The organism is Agrobacterium sp. RC10-4-1 (genome assembly GCF_014138475.1).
Lineage (GTDB): Bacteria > Pseudomonadota > Alphaproteobacteria > Rhizobiales > Rhizobiaceae > Agrobacterium > Agrobacterium pusense.
This window is the reverse complement of record NZ_JACJIT010000003.1, coordinates 89,400-107,695: the sequence shown is the minus strand read 5'-3', so window position 1 is coordinate 107,695 and position 18,296 is coordinate 89,400. Positions and strand designations below refer to the sequence as shown.

Genomic DNA, 18,296 nt, shown 5'->3' with positions numbered 1-18,296 from the left:
CGGCGGCGAAGGTGGCAGACGGCTTCAGATGGTTGATCACAGTCCAGATATGACGGCGACCCGCCCGGAAGGGGATGAGATTGCCGCGCCCGCGTCGCAGTGGCGCAGGCATTGTCTTCGGCTTTTGACCGCCGGATGCGTCGCGGCCGCCACGGTAACCGGCGCAGCCCTGCCGTTGCTGCTCGTTGATTCCGGTTTTCGCGGCTATGTCTCGCGGGCGCAGATCGAGGTATCACAGACCGCTTATGATGCACCAGATGCGACCCGCTTTCTGGCGATGGCGCGGCGCACCCTGCTTTCACCTGGCGGGCTGGACCGGATCAGCAGCGATCTCAAGCTGAAGCCTGCCGATCTGGTCGGCGTTCGCAAACAGGGTGAATTTCACCTGCTTGTCGATCTTCTGACCGGCGCGGATGCGCGTCCGCTCTCCCCGCGTGAGGCGCTTAACGGCGCGGTCGGAGATGGGATAGGGCTTGAACTGTCGCCCGACGAGACGACGCTGATCGTGACTTCGAGGGCTGCGACGCCAGAAGCGGCTATGCGGCTTACCGACTATCTTTCGATGCGTATCATGGCGGACGGCAAGGCCGGCACCATGACGCCCGCTGTGCGGGAGATGGACCGGGCGCGGACAAGGATGGACGAGGCCGAGGCGGCGCTAAGCGGTTTCCAGATGCGCCATGGCGATGCGGTGATTACCGAGGTGCAGCAGCTCGAGCAGCAATTGCGTGACGTGAACGACAGAATCGCCGCGGCGACCCGACAACAGCAGTCGCTGCAGGCGGATCTGGCGGCGGCTTCGGCCCTGAAACCCAACGATCTGTTCTCCAAACCGCTTCCCTCCGGCATCGCCTTTTCTGCACTCGAGGACATCAGGCAGAAACATGCCGCCGCCAGTATGGCGCTTTCCAGCATCTCGGTTGATTACGGCCCGAAACATCCCCGACACATCGCCGCCAGGAACGCGGTGGATGCCGTACAGGCACTCGCTGCTCCAGCATTGCGCCAACTGCTCGATGCACTGCGAGCGGACGAGAAGCGCATCGCTGAGGAGATCGCCGATGCTGAAGCCGAGCGGAAAAAGAACCTTGATCGCCTGAATGGTCTCGGTGTTGCTCCGGGAGAGTTCTCCAGACTGCAGGGGGAGCTCGAAACGGCGAGAAACACCTATCTGGAGGCGAGCGAACGCCGCGATCTCTCCTCTGCTGCGACGCCTGCCCTTGAGACCCGCCTCGCGAAAAAGGCAGGTCCGGGAGAACTATCGCGTGATCTTGCCCAGGCCGCCATGATGGCGGGCGGCGGCGGCCTGATCGGATTGCTGGGCAGTCTCTATCTTCTGACGTACCGTCGCCATGACGAGGAAGAGCAGGATGCCTCCGCCTTCGAACCGGAAGCGGCAATCCGGCTCCCCGAGGAGGAACCCGCGCAATTTTCGGAATTCGAGCCAATCGAACCGGCTGTGTTTGACGATCTGCAATCTCCTGATGCCGAAACGGCCGGCTTGGATGCTGGCCACGACGAGGAGAGCTTCGCCGATTATTACGGCGGTGCGGTTAACGACGATGAGCGCATGCCGCTCGACGAGCGTGTAAGGCAGGTTCTGATGGGCAACCGCACGGTTGGGATCGCCGGTCAGGCACCGTCCGCGCTGCCGCCGCTGCTGGCTGATGCGCTTGCCGGCCACGCCGATCATGCCCAGGCGGAAGCGGAGGAGCTGATGGAATTGCGACGGGAATTGGCGCTCCTGAGGGAGCGTCTCGTCGATTATGCCGACCACCAAGAAGACTACCGCAAAACCGCCTGAAAACGCCGCATTTTAGCTTGCATTCCTGCGACGGGGGCACCATACGGAGCCTACGTAACCCATGAGGAGCAGGACGCATGGCAGTTGTGATTGACGGGAAGGCGAAGGCGGCCTCGGTAACGGAGGCGGTCCGCGCATCGGCAGAAGCGCTTGAGGCGAAAAAGGGCGTCAAGCCCGGTCTCGCGGTCGTCATCGTCGGTAATGATCCGGCCAGCCACGCTTATGTGAACTCCAAGAGCAAGATGGCCAAGCAATGCGGGTTCAATTCCATCCAGCACACGCTGCCGGAGGAGACCACACAGGCTGACCTCCTGAAGCTGGTCGGCGAATTGAACGCCGATGCCTCCATCCACGGCATTCTGGTTCAGCTGCCGCTGCCGAAACATTTCAATTCAGACGGGATAATCCAGTCGATCCTGCCTGAGAAGGACGTGGATGGCCTGAGCGTGCTGAATGCCGGCAAGCTCGCGACCGGCGATCTTGCCACCGGTCTCATTTCCTGCACGCCCGCAGGCGCCATGCTTCTGGTGCGCGGCATTCACGGAGACGACCTTTCCGGCCTGAACGCCGTTGTCATCGGCCGCTCCAACCTGTTCGGCAAGCCCATGGGCCAGCTTCTTCTCAATGCCAACGCCACTGTGACGATGGCGCATTCGCGAACCAAGGATCTGGCCGGCATCTGCAAGACGGCGGATATTCTGGTGGCGGCGGTTGGCCGCGCGGCGATGGTGAAGGGTGACTGGGTGAAATCCGGCGCGACCGTCATCGACGTCGGCATCAACCGCATTCCCGCACCCGAAAAGGGTGAAGGCAAGACAAAGCTGGTGGGCGACGTCGCCTATGATGAAGCAAGCGCCGTTGCCGCGGCCATCACCCCTGTTCCCGGTGGTGTCGGCCCGATGACGATCGCGATGCTGATGGCCAACACCGTCATCGCCGCTCATCGCGCCGAAGGCCTGGCGGCGCCGAAGTTCTAGGCGTTGAAACGGCCGGCTACGCTTTCGGAGCCGGCCCCGTCGAGGCGCGGACCACCAGTTCCGCCTTCCAGAGTTCCTGATACGGCTCCGTCTGGTCGTTCTTGATACGATTGATCAGGCGCTGGCCCACGCGGACGCCTGCCGCTCTCAGCGACGAGCGCGTGGTGGTGAGCGGCACGGAAAAATTATCGGGTTTCAAAAGCGGCAGCACATCGTCATGGGCGATGAGGGAAATATCCTTGCCGGGTTTCAGGCCTCGCTGGTTGAGCGAGCGGATCGCGCCAAGTGCAAGCGCGGTACTGGCGCAGAGAATGGCGGTCGGTTTCTCGGGGCGTGAAAGCAGGGCCTCCATGCCGAGATAACCTTCCTCGTCGGTCATGCTGCCGTGTCTCTTATTGCTTGCATGCAAGGCCAGGCCGTTTGCCGCCAGCGCCTTTTCCACCCCAAGACAGCGCCGGTAGGTGAAATCATAGCCTTCGGGACCGTTCAGCAGCCCGATGCGCGTATGGCCAAGCTGAAGCAGAAGCTGGGTCGCGTCACGGAAGGCACCTTCATTGTCCACGTCGAGGTAGGGATAATCCTCCTCCACGCCGATGGAGCGGCCATGCACGAGGAAGGGCAGGGAAAGCGACTGCATCATGGCGATGCGCGGATCGTTATTCTTCATATAAGCGAGATAGATGCCGTCGACGCTGCCGCTAGCGGCGAGCCCGCGAAGGGCTTCGCGTTCCTTTTCCGGCTCGGTGGGCATGATGACGAGATGAAAGCCGCTGCGCGAGGCTTCCTCGCCAAGACCGCTCAGGAATTCGCCGAAATGCACATCCGAACGGTGATGTTCGCCAATCGGCATCACGAGCCCAATGGAGCCGACCTTGCCGGTTGCCAGCCGCTGTGCCGCGGCATTGGGGCGATATCCCGTCTTCTCCGCGGCTTCCATGACGCGGCGGCGCGTTTCCGCGCTGACCTCGGGATAGCCGTTGAGCGCCCTGCTGATGGTCGTCTGCGAAATGCCCAGCAGTTGCGACAGCTGTTTCAGGTTCATGTCTGTCATTCCTCCATGCGCGCGCCCGGAAAAGGCCAAAAGCCCCTCCTCATTTTCCCAAAGCGCTTTAGATTTTTAACAGCCCCGTCCGCTTTTCTCAATCGAAAATGATAGCCGCCTTCCTAAATCAATATGACTATTTCGAAGGTTAGGCAGCGTTTCCGAATAAAGAGCCTCTTGACTCCATCTTGATGACAATGAGATGAATAGGCAGCCAAAGCGCTTTGATTGGAGAGGACGCTTTGAGCCTTTTATGTGATGGGAGGTAAATCACATGCGGAAGATCCTTTTGGCGACGGCTGCTTCAATCGTGCTGCTGTCGGGTTCGGCCATTGCCGCCGATCTGAAATTCGCGCCGGGCCAGGACGCCAAGTTCAACTGGAAAAGCTACGAAGATTTCAAAGCGGCCCATGCTGACCTTAAAGGCCAGACGCTGACGATTTTCGGCCCGTGGCGTGGTGAGGACGAGGCTTTGTTCCAGTCCGTACTCGCCTATTTTGCTGACGCGACGGGCGTGAATGTCCGTTATTCCTCGTCGGAAAACTACGAGCAGCAGATCGTCATCGACACACAGGCCGGCTCGCCGCCCAATATTGCCATTTTGCCGCAGCCTGGCCTTCTCGCCGATCTCGCCGCCAAGGGTTTTCTTGTGCCGCTCGGCGACGACACGGCCAAATGGGTCGAGGAAAATTACGGCGCGGGTAAATCCTGGGTCGATCTCGGCAGTTATAAGGGCAAGGACGGCAACAAGGCCTATTTCGCTTTCCCCTTCAAGGCCGACGTGAAGTCGCTCGTCTGGTATGTGCCCGAGAATTTCGAGGAAGCGGGATATAAAGTTCCCGAGAGCATGGAAGACCTGCTCAAGCTCACCGACCAGATCGTTGCCGATGGCGGCACGCCCTGGTGCATTGGTCTTGGCTCCGGTGGTGCGACCGGCTGGCCTGCAACCGACTGGGTGGAAGACCTGATGCTGCGGACGCAGCCGCTGGATGTCTACCAGAAGTGGACGACCAACGAGGTAAAATTCACCGATCCGGCCGTGGTTGCCGCGATCAACGAATTCGGCAAATTCGCCAAGAACGAAAAATATGTGAGTGGCGGCGTTGCGGCCGTAGCCTCCACCGACTTCCGCGACAGCCCCAAGGGCCTCTTCGACATTCCGCCGAAGTGCTACCTGCACCATCAGGCATCGTTCATTCCCTCCTTCTTCCCCGAGGGCACCAAGGTCGGAACGGATGCGGATTTCTTCTACATGCCGACCTATGCCTCAAAGCCTGACCTCGGCAAGCCGGTTCTCGGTGCCGGCACGCTCGTCACCATCACTAAGGAAGCGCCCGCTGCCAAGGCATTCGTACAATTCCTGCAGACGCCGATCGCCCATGAAGTGTGGATGGCGCAGTCCAGCTTCCTGACGCCGTACAAGGGTGTGAACGTCGAAACCTATGCCAATGAGCAGATGAAGCGTCAGGGTGAAATCCTGACCACGGCGACGACCTTCGGTTTTGACGGTTCCGACCTGATGCCCGGCAAGATCGGCGCCGGCGCTTTCTGGACCGGCATGATCGATTTCGTCGGTGGCAAGTCTGCCGATCAGGTCGCCGCCGATATCCAGAAGGCCTGGGACGGCCTGAAGTAACACGGATTAAGACGAGGCCTGGCGGCTCGCTGCCGGGCCTCTTCCGCAGGAACGGCCCGACAGCTGCATAAATCAACGCGGCGCGGAGAGGATCAGGGAGGGAACATGGCTCAACAACTGGTGTCCGCCATCGGCGTTATGGTAGCGGGCGTTTTTGCCTGTGCTGCCTATTACTGGCTATCCGATAAGGCGTTGCAGGCAATCTTTCCCGTCCGCTCGGGAGACGTCATTCACGCATCCCGCAACTTAAACCGCCGCGCCGCCGTCCGGCCGTGGCTGTTCGTCGGCCCTGCGCTGATCCTTTTGCTTGTCTATCTGGTTTATCCCGTCATAGCGACGCTGATCCTCTCCTTTTACGACCGGACGGGCAGCGAATTCGTCGGTCTCGCCAATTATCGCTGGGCGTTTTTCGACGCCGGTTTCCGTCAGTCGATCTTCAACAACATTCTCTGGCTCGCCGTCGTGCCGGCCGCCTGCACCTTCTTTGGCCTTGTTATCGCGGTCATGACGGACCGCATCTGGTGGGGCAACATCGCCAAATCCATCGTCTTCATGCCGATGGCGATCTCCTTCGTCGGCGCTTCCGTCATCTGGAAGTTCATCTATGAATACCGCGCCGAAGGTCAGGTGCAGATCGGCCTGCTGAACGCCATCGTCGAGTTTTTCGGTGGTAATCCGCAGGTCTGGATTTCCATGCCCTTCTGGAACAACTTCTTCCTGATGGTCATCCTCATCTGGATTCAGACCGGGTTCGCCATGGTCATCCTCTCTGCGGCTTTGCGCGGTATTCCGGAAGAGACCATCGAGGCGGCTGTCATCGATGGCGCCAATGGCTGGCAGATCTTCTGGAAGATCATGGTTCCGCAGATCTGGGGCACTATCGCCGTCGTTTGGACGACGATCACCATTCTCGTGCTGAAGGTCTTCGATATCGTGCTGACCATGACCAACGGGCAATGGAACACCATGGTTCTCGCCAATCTCATGTTCGACTGGATGTTCCGCGGCGGCGGTGATAGCGGCCGAAGTGCTGTTATCGCGCTCATCATCATGGCGGCCGTCACCCCGATCATGGTCTGGAACATCCGCCAGGCAAACCGCGAGATGGAGGGCCGCTGAGATGGATATTGTCAAACGCCTCCGCCGCGTCGGCCTGCCGCGGCTCATCGTTCACGCCAGCGTTCTGATCGTCGTGCTGCTCTGGCTCTTGCCAACGCTCGGCATTCTCGTGAGTTCGCTGCGCGACAAGGATCAGATCACGGTGTCGGGCTGGTGGACCGCTTTTTCGAGCTCCGAACAAACGCAAGCCGTTCGTCTGGCCGATGCCTCGGCTCAGAAGCAGGATGGCAGCCGCTACGTCATATCAGGCAATGTCTTCGAAAACGGCCAGGGCGGAAAGGTTGCGGCCTTCGGCGTGCGCGTGCAGGAGCCGACAGCTTTCAAGGCAGGTGAAGCCGCTGACATCGGCGATGGCGAGACGCTGCTTATCAATGAAGACGGCACTTACGAATATAGCAAAGCCGCAAGCTTCGAGGGTTCGCGCGGCAAGCGCGTCTACATCTCTGTCGCAACGCCGCCCGTCTTCACCCTCGACAACTACCGTACGGTTCTAACATCGGAAGGCATCGGCCAGTCCTTCGTCAACTCGCTGACGGTCGCCGTACCTGCAACCGTCATCCCTATACTCATCGCCGCCTTTGCCGCCTATGCCCTGTCATGGATGAACTTTTCCGGCCGCAATCTGCTGATCGCCATGGTGGTGGGCCTGATCGTCGTGCCCTTGCAGATGTCGCTGATCCCGCTTCTGAGACTGTATAATGAAATTGGCACCATCTTCGGCGTGCCATCCAAGACCTATGCCGGTATCTGGCTGGCGCACACCGCCTTCGGCCTGCCGCTCGCCATCTATCTGCTGCGCAACTATATTTCCGGCCTGCCGAAAGAGATCATCGAAAGCGCCCGTGTCGATGGCGCAAGCGATTTCGAAATCTTCGTCAAGATCATCCTGCCGCTCTCTTTCCCGGCACTCGCCTCCTTCGCCATCTTCCAGTTCCTGTGGACCTGGAACGACCTGCTTGTCGCCATGGTTTTCCTCGGCACGCAGAAGGATGAGCTTGTGCTGACAGGCGCCTTGAACGCGCTGCTCGGTTCGCGCGGCGGCAACTGGGAAATTCTCACTGCCTCGGCCTTCGTCACCATCGTCGTGCCGCTCGGCGTCTTCTTCGCTCTTCAACGTTATCTCGTGCGTGGCCTGCTGGCAGGCTCCGTCAAGGGAGGCTGATCATTCCATGAACGCCCATACCACACAGGACACTTCCATGACCGCTTCGGTGACTTCCGCTTTGACGCCCAACAAGGACTGGTGGCGCGGCGCTGTTATCTATCAGATCTATCCGCGCTCCTATCAGGACTCCAATGGCGACGGCATCGGCGATCTCAAGGGCATCACCGACCGCCTCCATCACATCGCAGGCCTCGGTGCCGATGCGATCTGGATTTCGCCCTTCTTCACCTCGCCGATGAAGGATTTTGGATACGACGTCTCGAATTATGTGGATGTCGACCCGATGTTCGGCACGCTCGCCGATTTCGACGGGCTGATCGCCGAAGCCCACCGTCTCGGCATCCGCGTCATGATCGATCTCGTTCTGTCGCACACCTCGGACCAGCATCCCTGGTTCGTGGAAAGCCGCGCCAGCCGCAACAACCCGAAAGCGGATTGGTATGTCTGGTCGGACAGCAAGCCGGATGGCACGCCGCCCAACAACTGGCTGTCGATTTTCGGCGGCTCGGGCTGGCAGTGGGATCCGACCCGCATGCAATATTACATGCACAACTTTCTGACCTCGCAGCCGGACCTCAACCTGCATAATCCGGAAGTTCAGGAAGAGCTGCTGAATATCACACGCTTCTGGCTGAAGCGCGGCGTCGATGGTTTCCGCCTCGACACCATCAACTTCTATTTCCACGACCTTGAGCTGCGCGATAATCCGGCGCTGGCGCCGGAGCGCCGCAATGCCTCCACCGCGCCTGCGGTCAATCCCTATAACTTCCAGGAGCATCTCTACGACAAGAACCGCCCGGAAAACATCGCCTTCCTGAAGCGCTTCCGCGCCGTACTGGACGAATTCCCTGATATCGCCGCCGTCGGCGAAGTGGGCGACAGCCAGCGTGGCCTCGAAATCGTCGGCGAATACACCTCCGGCGATGACAAGATGCAGATGTGCTACGCCTTTGAATTCCTCGCGCCCGATGCGCTGACCCCGCAGCGTGTTGCCGATGTACAGGCGGATTTTGCGAGAGCTGCACCGGAAGGCTGGGCCTGCTGGGCTTTCTCCAACCATGATGTCGTGCGCCATGTCAGCCGCTGGGGCGAGCATGTCGAGGACAAGGATGCTTTCGCGAAGGTGCTGTCGGCACTTCTCATGACCCAGCGCGGTTCCGTCTGCATCTATGAGGGTGAAGAACTCGGCCTCACCGAAGCCGATATCGCTTTCGAAGATTTGCAGGATCCTTACGGCATTCAGTTCTGGCCTGAATTCAAGGGCCGCGACGGTTGCCGTACGCCGATGGTATGGGACGCCGGCCATGCGCAGGCCGGGTTCTCGACGGCCGACAAGACGTGGCTGCCGATTCCCACCGAGCACAAGCAGCGCGCCGTGAGCGCCCAGCAGGGCAATGAGGCTTCGGTGCTGGAGCATTACCGCCGCTTCCTCGCGTTCCGCAGGCAGCATCCGGCTTTCGCAAAGGGCGGCATCGAATTTCAGCCCGTGCAGGGTGAGGTGTTGAGCTATACCCGCAAGCTGGGCAACGAAACCGTTCTTTGCGTCTTTAACTTGTCAGCGACGCCGGCAGAGGCCACGCTGCCGGAAGGGAACTGGGAGGTTCTTGAAGGCCATGGCTTTGCAAGCGGACTGAAGGGCAGAAGCGTCGAACTTCCGGCATGGGGCGCTTTCTTCGCCCGTTACGCCTGACAGATGAGGGAGGAACACCCATGACAAGTCTCGTTCTCAAGGATATCCGTAAATCATACGGGCAGGTGAAGGTGCTGCACGGCATCGATCTCGATATCGAACAGGGCGAATTCATCGTTTTTGTTGGCCCCTCCGGCTGCGGAAAATCGACCCTGCTGCGCATGATCGCCGGGCTGGAGGAAATCACCGGCGGCGAGATGTATATTGACGGCCAGCTTGTCAACGAAATCCCGCCTTCGCGTCGGGGCATCGCCATGGTGTTCCAGTCCTATGCCCTTTATCCGCACATGACTGTCTACGACAACATGGCCTTCGGCATGAAGATTGCCAGGGAAAGCAAGCAGGAGATCGACCGCCGCGTTCGCGCCGCCGCCGAAATCCTGCAGCTCACGCAATATCTGGAGCGATTGCCAAAGGCGCTGTCCGGCGGCCAGCGTCAGCGTGTCGCCATCGGTCGCGCGATCTGCCGCAACCCCAAGGTCTTCCTGTTCGATGAGCCGCTCTCGAACCTCGATGCGGCTCTGCGTGTTGCCACGCGCATCGAAATCGCCAAGCTCAACGAGCAGATGGCCGATACAACGATGATCTACGTTACCCACGACCAGGTGGAGGCGATGACGCTCGCTGACCGCATCGTCGTTTTGAACGCGGGGCGGGTGGAGCAGGTCGGCGCGCCGCTCGAGCTTTATGAGAGGCCGGCCAATCTTTTCGTGGCGCGTTTCATCGGCTCGCCCGCCATGAATATTATCGGTGCGAAAGTGACCGGCACGGGTGAACGGACCTCCATCGAACTTGCCGGCGGCAAGACATTGGTCGTCGATGTTCCCACATCCGCATCTGAGCAGGGCAAGGCCGCAAGCTTTGGCGTTCGGCCGGAAGACCTGAGCATCGCGACGGGCGACGACTATCTATTCGAGGGAAAAGTCGCGATCGTGGAGGCCCTGGGTGAGGTGACCCTGCTTTATCTCGAAGCGCCCAAGGGCCAGGAGCCGATCATCGTAAAGGTGCCGGGCATTGTTTCCGTGGGTAAGGGTGAAACCCTGCGCTTTGCCGCCCTGCAGGAGAAGCTTCATCTTTTCGATGCGGAAGGCAAAGCCTACCGCAAGTAAACGGTGGCGATACTGAAACAAGCCCCGGAACTGTCCGTTCCGCGGCTTTTTACTGGTTATCGGCCGTGTGGAAAAACGTCGGAAATGTCCCGCTTCCGTCCTGTTTAAGCTGACGCTGATATGAATTGTTAAAGACTATGGCCTAGTCTCGTCCTATTGGTAAGCATTGGGAGTTCGGGCGTGCAGAGCGGTGCGGGTGTCATCAGAAATCATTATCTGAGCAAGGAAGAGTCCTTCATGTATGACCGCGAAAGCCGGTTCCGCATGGAAGACACCATGAACGCGGCGCGCATCGAATATACCGAAAAGGCCGTGATGCACATGGCGGCACGCCGCTGCGACGTCATTCGCATCTCCCAGACAGAGGCCGTGCTGGCGCTACTGACCAAATACAACCTGCCGAACCAGTTCTATCTCGATATCCCCGATGCCCGCATCACCAAGATCGGCTGCGTGATGTTGCGCGTCAACGCCAACAACACCATCCATGTCCGCTTCCTGCGTATGCTGACGCAGAAGGAGCTGGATCGAATTTTCGTATTCAGCACACACCCGGCCCACAAGGACCGCAAGCTGGATATCCGGTCGTTCTAAGACCTCGACGATTTGCGGCTTTAGGAAAGCCCGCCCAGAACGGTCTGCTTCAGCTTCACATCCGGCACTTCGATGAAGGCGAGATCGCTGCGGCCGAAATAGGATTTCTGGTTGGTAGCGGACCAGTCGTTGCAGACCAGTTTGTAACGGCCTTTCTTCTCCGGCTTTTCCGGCATGGCGTAGAGATAGTCGCCCGTGCGTGCGGCGAGCGGAATGTTGCTGTCCTGATTGCATCGCTTTAGGATTTGGACGAGCGTCTCGCTGTCCACTTCGGTCACCATCAGCTTGCCGTCGAAGCGCAGCGAGGCGTTGAAATCATAACGGCGAATATCGCCTGCAGGCAGGCCTGCGCCGAAAGAGGTGTGGCCGATGAAACCGACATCGGCGCCGGTCTTCGCGGCGATCAGATGCGCCACATGGCGCCCTGCTTCGTCGACGGTCATCGCTTTGGCGGCCTTGCCGACAACTTCCCGTTCTTCTGCGGTCAGGTGCTTTTCAAGCGTCTGCTCGATGAGGGTCTTGAGAGCCGGCGAGGCGGGAGCATCACGATGGATGGTGACCGTCTCAATGGCGGCGGCCTTGCCGGGACCGGTAATTGTCGCGACCGTCATGGAGGTGCACCAGGAGCCGGTGTGGACATAGCGCGTCGCACCCTCTTCGTGCACGAAATTCAGGTGATCATGGCCGCCCACCAGCAGCGTGCCGTCAGGCAGCACCGGCAGAATATCGCGGTCGGCGACAACGCCGGCGTGGCTCAGAACAATATTGATCGCATCCGCTTTGACGATTTCGGGCAGATTGGCCTTCGCCCATTCCACCGGCTGCGGAATGTCCAGCATCTCGCGCGTCGCCTTCGGATAGGTATTGATCGCATTGGTCGCGAGGCCTGCGACGATGACCGCCCGTTCGCCGGCCTTCACCGCGGCACTGGACGGCGCATAGGGGTTGCCGCTTCGCTTGTCGATGATGTTGGAAAGCACGGTGATGCCGAGGGCTTGAGCACGGCTGACGAAATTGGCGAGGTCATTGTCGATATCGGGCTCATGATTGCCGATATTGATGACTGTGGGGGCAAGCTTGGCGAGCGCCGCAAGGAAGGTCCATTCGATTTCGCCGGCCGAACGTGTGGCCACCGCGTTGCCGAGTTCGAAAAGGTCGCCATTTAGCAGGATGATGTGGGGCGCCTTGTCGGCCGCGATACGCGTTTCGATGGCCGCGAGAAGCTGGCCGATACGCTCATAGGCCGAATGCAGATCGGAGATGACGATGGCACGCAGGGCTACATCCTGCGCCGTTGCCGGCATGGCCGCTGCCATCAGCGGCAGCATGGCGGTGCCCGCCATAAGCTTCAGCACATCGCGGCGGTTGCTTGAAAAAATCGTCATGTCATGCCCCATTATCCGAAACTGCGCCGTCATCCCACGGCTGGTCGGGAACGCCTTAAGAGGCGATCATCACAGCCGCATGACAAGTTTGGCGTTTAAGGCATGGGAAATAAAGCTGTTTCTGCGTCCGCCCGTCCCGGGCGTGAAAGTGCGGTGGGACGATGCCGCAGAGCGGGGTTTAAAGGCGAAAGCCGCATCCAGCCTTCGCCTTTTGGAAATCAATGAAACAGGACACTGGCACCTTGATCGGCAGGACCGGCATTACGGCGGAAGGGGGCGAAAAGTTCGCGGCCCATGCCCCATTCATTGCCGGAGAGATCAGCGCGCGCCGGTTCGCGTTTTGACAGTTCGGCGGCGGACACCAGCACTTCGAGCGATCCGGAAACGGCGTCGAGACGGATGATATCGCCATCGCGGATGAGCGAGATCGGCCCGCAATCGGAAGCCTCAGGCGTAACATGGATCGCGGCCGGTACCTTGCCGGATGCGCCGGACATGCGCCCGTCCGTCACAAGCGCCACCTTGAAGCCGCGGTCCTGCAGCACGCCGAGCGGCGGCGTCAGGCGGTGCAGCTCAGGCATGCCATTCGCCTTCGGCCCCTGGAAGCGGACGACCGCAATGAAGTCGCGGTTAAGCTTGCCTTCCTTGAAGGCGTCCTGAAGCTCCTGCTGGTCGTGGAAAACAATCGCGGGCGCTTCGATGATATGGCGCTCCGGCTTGACGGCGGAAATCTTGATGACGGATTTGCCGAGATTACCGGTCAGCATCTTGAGACCGCCGGTGGGCTGGAACGGTGTTTCAATGCTGGAAAGCACCTTCGGATCGTGGCTCTGTTCAGGGGAGGGCTGGCGGGTGACCGCGCCCTTCTCGTCCAGTAGTGCATCCACGGTGTAGGCGGCCAGACCCTGTCCGAAGACGGTGCGCACATCGTCATGCACGAAGCCTTGTTTCAGGAGCTGCTTGATGAGGAAGCCCATGCCGCCTGCAGCGTGGAAATGGTTCACATCGGCCAGCCCGTTGGGATAAACGCGGGCCAGCAGCGGCACGATGTCAGAGAGATCAGAAATATCCTGCCATGTGAGGATGATGCCTGCGGCGCGCGCCATGGCGATCAGATGCATGGTGTGATTGGTGGAACCACCGGTCGCATGCAGACCCACGACGCCGTTGACGATGGATCGTTCGTCGATCATCTCGCCGGCGGGGGTGAATTCGTTGCCCTGCGCGGTGATGGCGAGCGCTCTCTTGGTAGCCTCGCGGGTCAGCGCGTCACGCAATGGCGTGCCGGGATTGATGAAGGAGGAACCGGGCATATGAAAGCCCATGATTTCCATCAGCATCTGGTTGGAATTGGCGGTGCCGTAGAAGGTGCAGGTTCCGGGACCGTGGTAAGATTTGGATTCCGCTTCCAGCAGCTCCGCGCGACCGACCTTGCCTTCGGCGTAAAGCTGGCGAATACGTGACTTCTCGTCATTCGGCAGGCCTGATGTCATCGGACCGGCAGGAATGAAGACCGCGGGCAGGTGACCGAAGGCGAGTGCGGCGATGACGAGGCCGGGCACGATCTTGTCGCAGACGCCAAGATAGAGGGCGGCATCGAACATGTTGTGCGAGAGGCCGATCCCCGCAGCCATGGCGATGGCATCGCGGGAAAACAGCGAAAGCTCCATGCCGGGCTGCCCCTGGGTGACGCCGTCACACATCGCAGGTACGGCGCCGGCAACCTGAGCGATACCGCCCGCTTCCTTGGCTGCATCGCGGATGATGGCCGGGAAGGTCTCATAGGGCTGGTGCGCCGACAGCATGTCGTTATAGGCGGTGATGATGCCGAGATTGGGAACCCGGTCGCCGGCAAGGATGTCCTTGTCGGCGGGGGAACAGACCGCAAACCCGTGTGCAAGATTGCCGCAGGACAGAACGGAGCGGTGAACGCCTTTTGAGACCTGCAGCCGCAGCCGCTCGAGATAGGTCTCGCGATAGGGCTTGGAACGTTCGACGATGCGGGCGGTGATGGCCTGAATGCGGGAATCGGCGGACATGGGCGTTCATCCTGTTCGTTGGGCGACAGCCGGCGTTCCGGGAGGCGAATGCCGGTTGTCGTGTTTCAGTCTTCATGTCTTCGGGGCGCTTGTCGCGGGCCGCAGGAGCGGCCGTCGCGTCGGCTTATGGCGCCCAGTAAATATCCACTGGCGTTTCTGCCCGGTTCAGCACGGCACGGACGGGCATTTCTTCCTCATCCTCGCCCGACTGCGCCTTCTCCAGCGTCGCCTTCTTGGCGGCGCCTTCGATATGCAGCACCAGGAAACCGGCATCGTGCAGGCTGGAGAAGTTGAAGGTCAACCGTTCCTCGCCGGCATTCTCGGCCGCCATGGTCAAAACCCCGCGCGGCTCATCGAGATCAAGCGCTTCGTAGAGATTGTCTCCACCGGGAAAGAACGAGGCCGTGTGGCCATCCGTTCCCATACCGAGAATGACAACATCGAAGGGATCGCAGATCGCTTCGGTCTTGACGGTCGCAAGCGTTGCCGCATCCTCCGGCGAGGCCGCCGGCTGGAACAGCGGCACGAAATAAGCCGCCTTCGCCTTGTTTTGCAGAAGATTCTCGGCGACGAGACGATGATTGGAGCGATCGCTTTCCGGCGGCACGAAACGCTCGTCCACCAGCGTCACGCTGATATTTGGCCAATCGAGATCGTGCTGGGAAAGCGCCTGAAAGAACAGCTTCGGTGTAGAGCCGCCGGAGACCGCGATGCTTGCGGTCCCCCGTTCCTTGGTTGCCGCGTCGAGCCGGTGGGCGACATCAGCCGCAAGCGTATTGGCAAGATCGGAGGCGCTATCGAAGGCGTGGATTGTTTCGCTCATCCGCGCGCCCTCAGTCGGCATCGTGCCAGGTACGGCCGTCACGCTCGATCAGTGCGATCGAGCCGCTCGGCCCCCAGGTTCCTGCCGTGTAACCCTGCACGCCCTGACCAAGCTCTTCCCAGCTCTTGAGAATTGGGTCAATCCAGTCCCATGCGGCCTCGACCTCGTCGCGGCGCATGAACAGCGTCTGGTTGGACCGGATGGTATCCATCAGCAGGCGCTCATAGGCGTCGGGGCTGCGCACGTTGAAGGCTTCGGCAAAGCTCATGTCCAGCGACACCTGGCGCAGGCGCATGCCGCCCGGGCCTGGGTCCTTGATGAGGAGCGACTGCTTGACGCCTTCATCCGGCTGCAGGCGAATGACCAGCTTGTTGGCCTCGATCTTGCCTGCCGCGTCGTCGAAGATCGAATGCGGGATCTGCTTGAAGGTGACGACGATTTCCGAAACGCGGGTCGCGAGGCGTTTACCGGTGCGGATGTAGAAGGGAACGCCCGCCCAGCGCCAGTTTGCAATTTCAGCCTTGATGGCGACGAAGGTTTCGGTGTTGGAAACGCCGCCTTCGAGCTCTTCCAGATAGCCCTTGACCGGGCCACCTGCGGAAGCGCCGGCGCGGTACTGGCCCCGAACCGTCAGCTTTTCGACGTTGCTGGTGTCGATCGGCTTCAGCGAACGCAGAACCTTCAACTTTTCGTCGCGCACGGCTTCGGCGTTCATGGAAGCCGGCGGCTCCATAGCGACGAGGCAGAGCAGCTGGAGAATGTGGTTCTGCACCATGTCGCGCAACGCGCCGGCCTTGTCGTAATAACCGGCGCGACCCTCGAGACCGACTGCCTCGGCAACCGTGATCTGCACGTGGTCGATATGCGCGGAATTCCACAGCGGCTCGTAAAGCGCGTTGGCGAAACGCAGCGCCATCAGGTTCTGCACCGTCTCCTTGCCGAGATAGTGGTCGATGCGGAAGATCTGCTCTTCCTTGAAGACATGGCCGATGGTGTCGTTGAGTTCCTGCGCCGAGGCGAGGTCGCGGCCGATCGGCTTTTCAACGACGATACGGGTCGAGCGGGTGATGAGCTTGTGTTCGCGGATCTTGTCGGCGATATCGCCGAAAATTCCGGGCGCGACTGCGAGATAGAAAGCGCGCACGCGCTCTTTACCTTCGTCCAGCAGCTTCTTCAGCACGTCCCAGCCATTGTTGCCCTTGGCGTCAACGGGCACGTAGAAAAGCCTGTTCAGGAACACGGCAACCTGCGCGTCGTCATACTCGCCGGCCTTCAGATGCTCCTTCAGGGCGTCCTGTGCGAATTTGCGATATTCCTCATGGGTCATGACCGAACGCGACGCACCGATGATGCGGGTCGGCTCCGTGAACTGCCCTTCGATCTGCCGGTGATAAAGGGCCGGCAGAAGCTTGCGCTCGGCAAGATCGCCCGTGCCGCCGAAAACGACACAATCAAAAGGTTCAACAGGAATGATCTGACTGCTCATATCGATTCTCTCGATCTTCAAGGGTTGGGGCATCAATAATCTAATCGATTTAAAAATGCCAGACTCAGTTATGCGAAATTATGAATTTTGCTTTTGCCGGTGTGCTTGCCGCCGGTAATGGACTGTAAACATTGGACTAAAACCTGTCTCGCATTGCAAACCACGAAAGCGCCAGGAAAAGCAGCGGCGCGCGCAGTGACGTTCCGCCCGGAAAGGCCGGCACTTTAAGCCGCGCGAATGGCGCCAGCATGTCCTCTTTGCCGAGCACCAGATCGGCATAAAGCTTGCCGCAATAATTCGACAGCATCACGCCGTGGCCTGAATATCCACCGATGGAGGTGACACCTGGCATGACCTCACGCACGAAGACCTTACGCGGTAGAGTGATGCCGACGGAGCCGCCCCAGGAATGGGTGATGTCGATATCCTTCAGCTCGGGATAGATTTCCGCGATCTGCCGGCGGATGTGGCTGGAAATATCCCGCGGCGTATCTGCCGTGTAAGCTTCGCGGCCGCCGAACAACAGCCGGTTATCGGCCGTCTTGCGGAAGTAACGCACCACAAACCGTGAATCCGCCACGGCCTCTCGGTCTGGAATGATGCCGGGGAAGGCATCCAGCGGTGCGGTTGCGCCGATGAAGGAGCGGATCGGCATGATATGGGCTGCCGTTATCGGTTCCAGATTGCCGATATAGGCATTGGTCGCAATCAACACCCGTGGCGCAGTGATGGTGCCGAAAGGGGTTTCGATGATGGTCTTGCCGCCCACTTGCCGGATGGATTTCGCAGGCGTCATCTCGTAAATCTGAGCACCCGCATCTTTCGCGGCTTTCGCAAGCCCGACCAGCAGCTTAAGCGGGTGTATATGGCCGGTGCCGGTGTCGCGGGTGCCGCCGAAATAATGAGTGGAGCCGACGCGTTTGCGCGCTTCGCCACGCTCCATGTAGGAAATATGCGGATAGCCGTAGCGGTTGTTCATCGCATCGACGCTGCGGCGATAGTCGTCCTCGTAACCTGCCTTGTGCGCCACATAGAGTTGGCCCGGCAGATAATCCATGTCGATGCCGCGGCTGCTTGCGAAATCGCGCACATAATTTTTGGCGTTTTCGGCGATATCGAACAGCAGCTTCGATTGCTCGAAGCCAATCTCTTCCTCAAGCTCATCGGGGAAAGAGCGCTGGCCGGTGCCGAACTGGCCGCCATTTCGGCCGGAAGCGCCATCGCCAAAACGATGCGCTTCGATGAGGGCGACCGAGACGCCGTTTTCAGCGAGATTACAGGCGGCCTGAAGACCCGTGTAACCACCGCCGATGATCGCGACATCCACCTGCTTCGACCCATCGAGCGCGGGATAGTCCGGCCGCTCACCGATGGTTGCCTGATACCAGGATAGTCCCGGCGCAATCGGGCTTTGCCATGTCATGCTC

At 60.0% G+C, this 18,296-nt stretch carries 14 protein-coding genes; 8 read left to right on the top strand and 6 right to left on the bottom strand.

What is annotated here, in order from left to right; translation table 11 throughout:
• Positions 1-28 precede the first annotated feature (28 nt).
• Both FHW77_RS08995 and FHW77_RS08990 read left to right on the top strand, forming a co-directional pair.
• Entirely contained in the window at positions 29-1,804 is a 1,776-nt protein-coding gene (locus FHW77_RS08995; protein WP_034496018.1) for a GumC domain-containing protein, read from the top strand.
• 77 nt (positions 1,805-1,881) lie between these two features.
• A complete protein-coding gene (locus tag FHW77_RS08990) occupies positions 1,882-2,781 on the top strand; it encodes a bifunctional methylenetetrahydrofolate dehydrogenase/methenyltetrahydrofolate cyclohydrolase (protein ID WP_004440039.1) in 900 nt (299 codons plus the stop codon).
• 16 nt (positions 2,782-2,797) lie between these two features.
• On the opposite strand, the gene FHW77_RS08985 is transcribed toward FHW77_RS08990, so the two are convergent.
• Positions 2,798-3,823 (bottom strand): LacI family DNA-binding transcriptional regulator, encoded by a 1,026-nt coding sequence (locus FHW77_RS08985; RefSeq protein ID WP_004440041.1) that lies wholly within the window; start codon positions 3,821-3,823, stop codon positions 2,798-2,800.
• A 274-nt stretch (positions 3,824-4,097) separates the two neighbouring features.
• On the opposite strand from FHW77_RS08985, the gene FHW77_RS08980 reads away from it, so the two are divergent.
• The 6 genes from FHW77_RS08980 to FHW77_RS08955 all read left to right on the top strand — a co-directional run bounded on the left by FHW77_RS08980 (position 4,098) and on the right by FHW77_RS08955 (position 11,136).
• Positions 4,098-5,459, top strand: a complete 1,362-nt coding sequence (locus tag FHW77_RS08980; protein ID WP_004440044.1) for an ABC transporter substrate-binding protein — start codon at positions 4,098-4,100, stop codon at positions 5,457-5,459.
• Between the two features lie 105 nt (positions 5,460-5,564).
• A complete protein-coding gene (locus FHW77_RS08975) occupies positions 5,565-6,578 on the top strand; it encodes a carbohydrate ABC transporter permease (protein WP_004440046.1) in 1,014 nt (337 codons plus the stop codon).
• A gap of 1 nt (position 6,579) precedes the next feature.
• Positions 6,580-7,740, top strand: coding sequence for a carbohydrate ABC transporter permease (locus FHW77_RS08970; protein WP_022555635.1), 1,161 nt, complete (start codon positions 6,580-6,582; stop codon positions 7,738-7,740).
• A 37-nt stretch (positions 7,741-7,777) separates the two neighbouring features.
• Complete coding sequence (gene bglA / locus FHW77_RS08965) at positions 7,778-9,433, top strand: beta-galactosidase BglA (RefSeq protein ID WP_004440050.1); 1,656 nt, start codon at positions 7,778-7,780, stop codon at positions 9,431-9,433.
• A gap of 20 nt (positions 9,434-9,453) precedes the next feature.
• On the top strand, positions 9,454-10,542 hold the full coding sequence (locus FHW77_RS08960; protein ID WP_004440053.1) for an ABC transporter ATP-binding protein: 1,089 nt from the start codon (positions 9,454-9,456) through the stop codon (positions 10,540-10,542).
• Between the two features lie 237 nt (positions 10,543-10,779).
• On the top strand, positions 10,780-11,136 hold the full coding sequence (locus FHW77_RS08955; RefSeq protein ID WP_034496014.1) for a hypothetical protein: 357 nt from the start codon (positions 10,780-10,782) through the stop codon (positions 11,134-11,136).
• Positions 11,137-11,156: 20 nt separating this feature from the next.
• Here the strand turns inward: FHW77_RS08955 and FHW77_RS08950 are convergent, their stop codons facing one another.
• From FHW77_RS08950 to FHW77_RS08930, 5 genes are all read right to left on the bottom strand, one after another.
• On the bottom strand, positions 11,157-12,521 hold the full coding sequence (locus tag FHW77_RS08950) for a metallophosphoesterase (protein ID WP_004440056.1): 1,365 nt from the start codon (positions 12,519-12,521) through the stop codon (positions 11,157-11,159).
• A gap of 218 nt (positions 12,522-12,739) precedes the next feature.
• Positions 12,740-14,560, bottom strand: coding sequence for a phosphogluconate dehydratase (gene edd / locus FHW77_RS08945; RefSeq protein ID WP_004440058.1), 1,821 nt, complete (start codon positions 14,558-14,560; stop codon positions 12,740-12,742).
• A gap of 124 nt (positions 14,561-14,684) precedes the next feature.
• Positions 14,685-15,383: a 6-phosphogluconolactonase gene (gene pgl, locus FHW77_RS08940; protein ID WP_004440060.1), complete on the bottom strand. Its 699-nt coding sequence runs from the start codon at positions 15,381-15,383 to the stop codon at positions 14,685-14,687.
• A gap of 10 nt (positions 15,384-15,393) precedes the next feature.
• Entirely contained in the window at positions 15,394-16,869 is a 1,476-nt protein-coding gene (gene zwf / locus FHW77_RS08935; RefSeq protein WP_004440062.1) for a glucose-6-phosphate dehydrogenase, read from the bottom strand.
• A gap of 136 nt (positions 16,870-17,005) precedes the next feature.
• Positions 17,006-18,292 (bottom strand): NAD(P)/FAD-dependent oxidoreductase, encoded by a 1,287-nt coding sequence (locus tag FHW77_RS08930; RefSeq protein WP_004440063.1) that lies wholly within the window; start codon positions 18,290-18,292, stop codon positions 17,006-17,008.
• Positions 18,293-18,296: the final 4 nt, after the last annotated feature.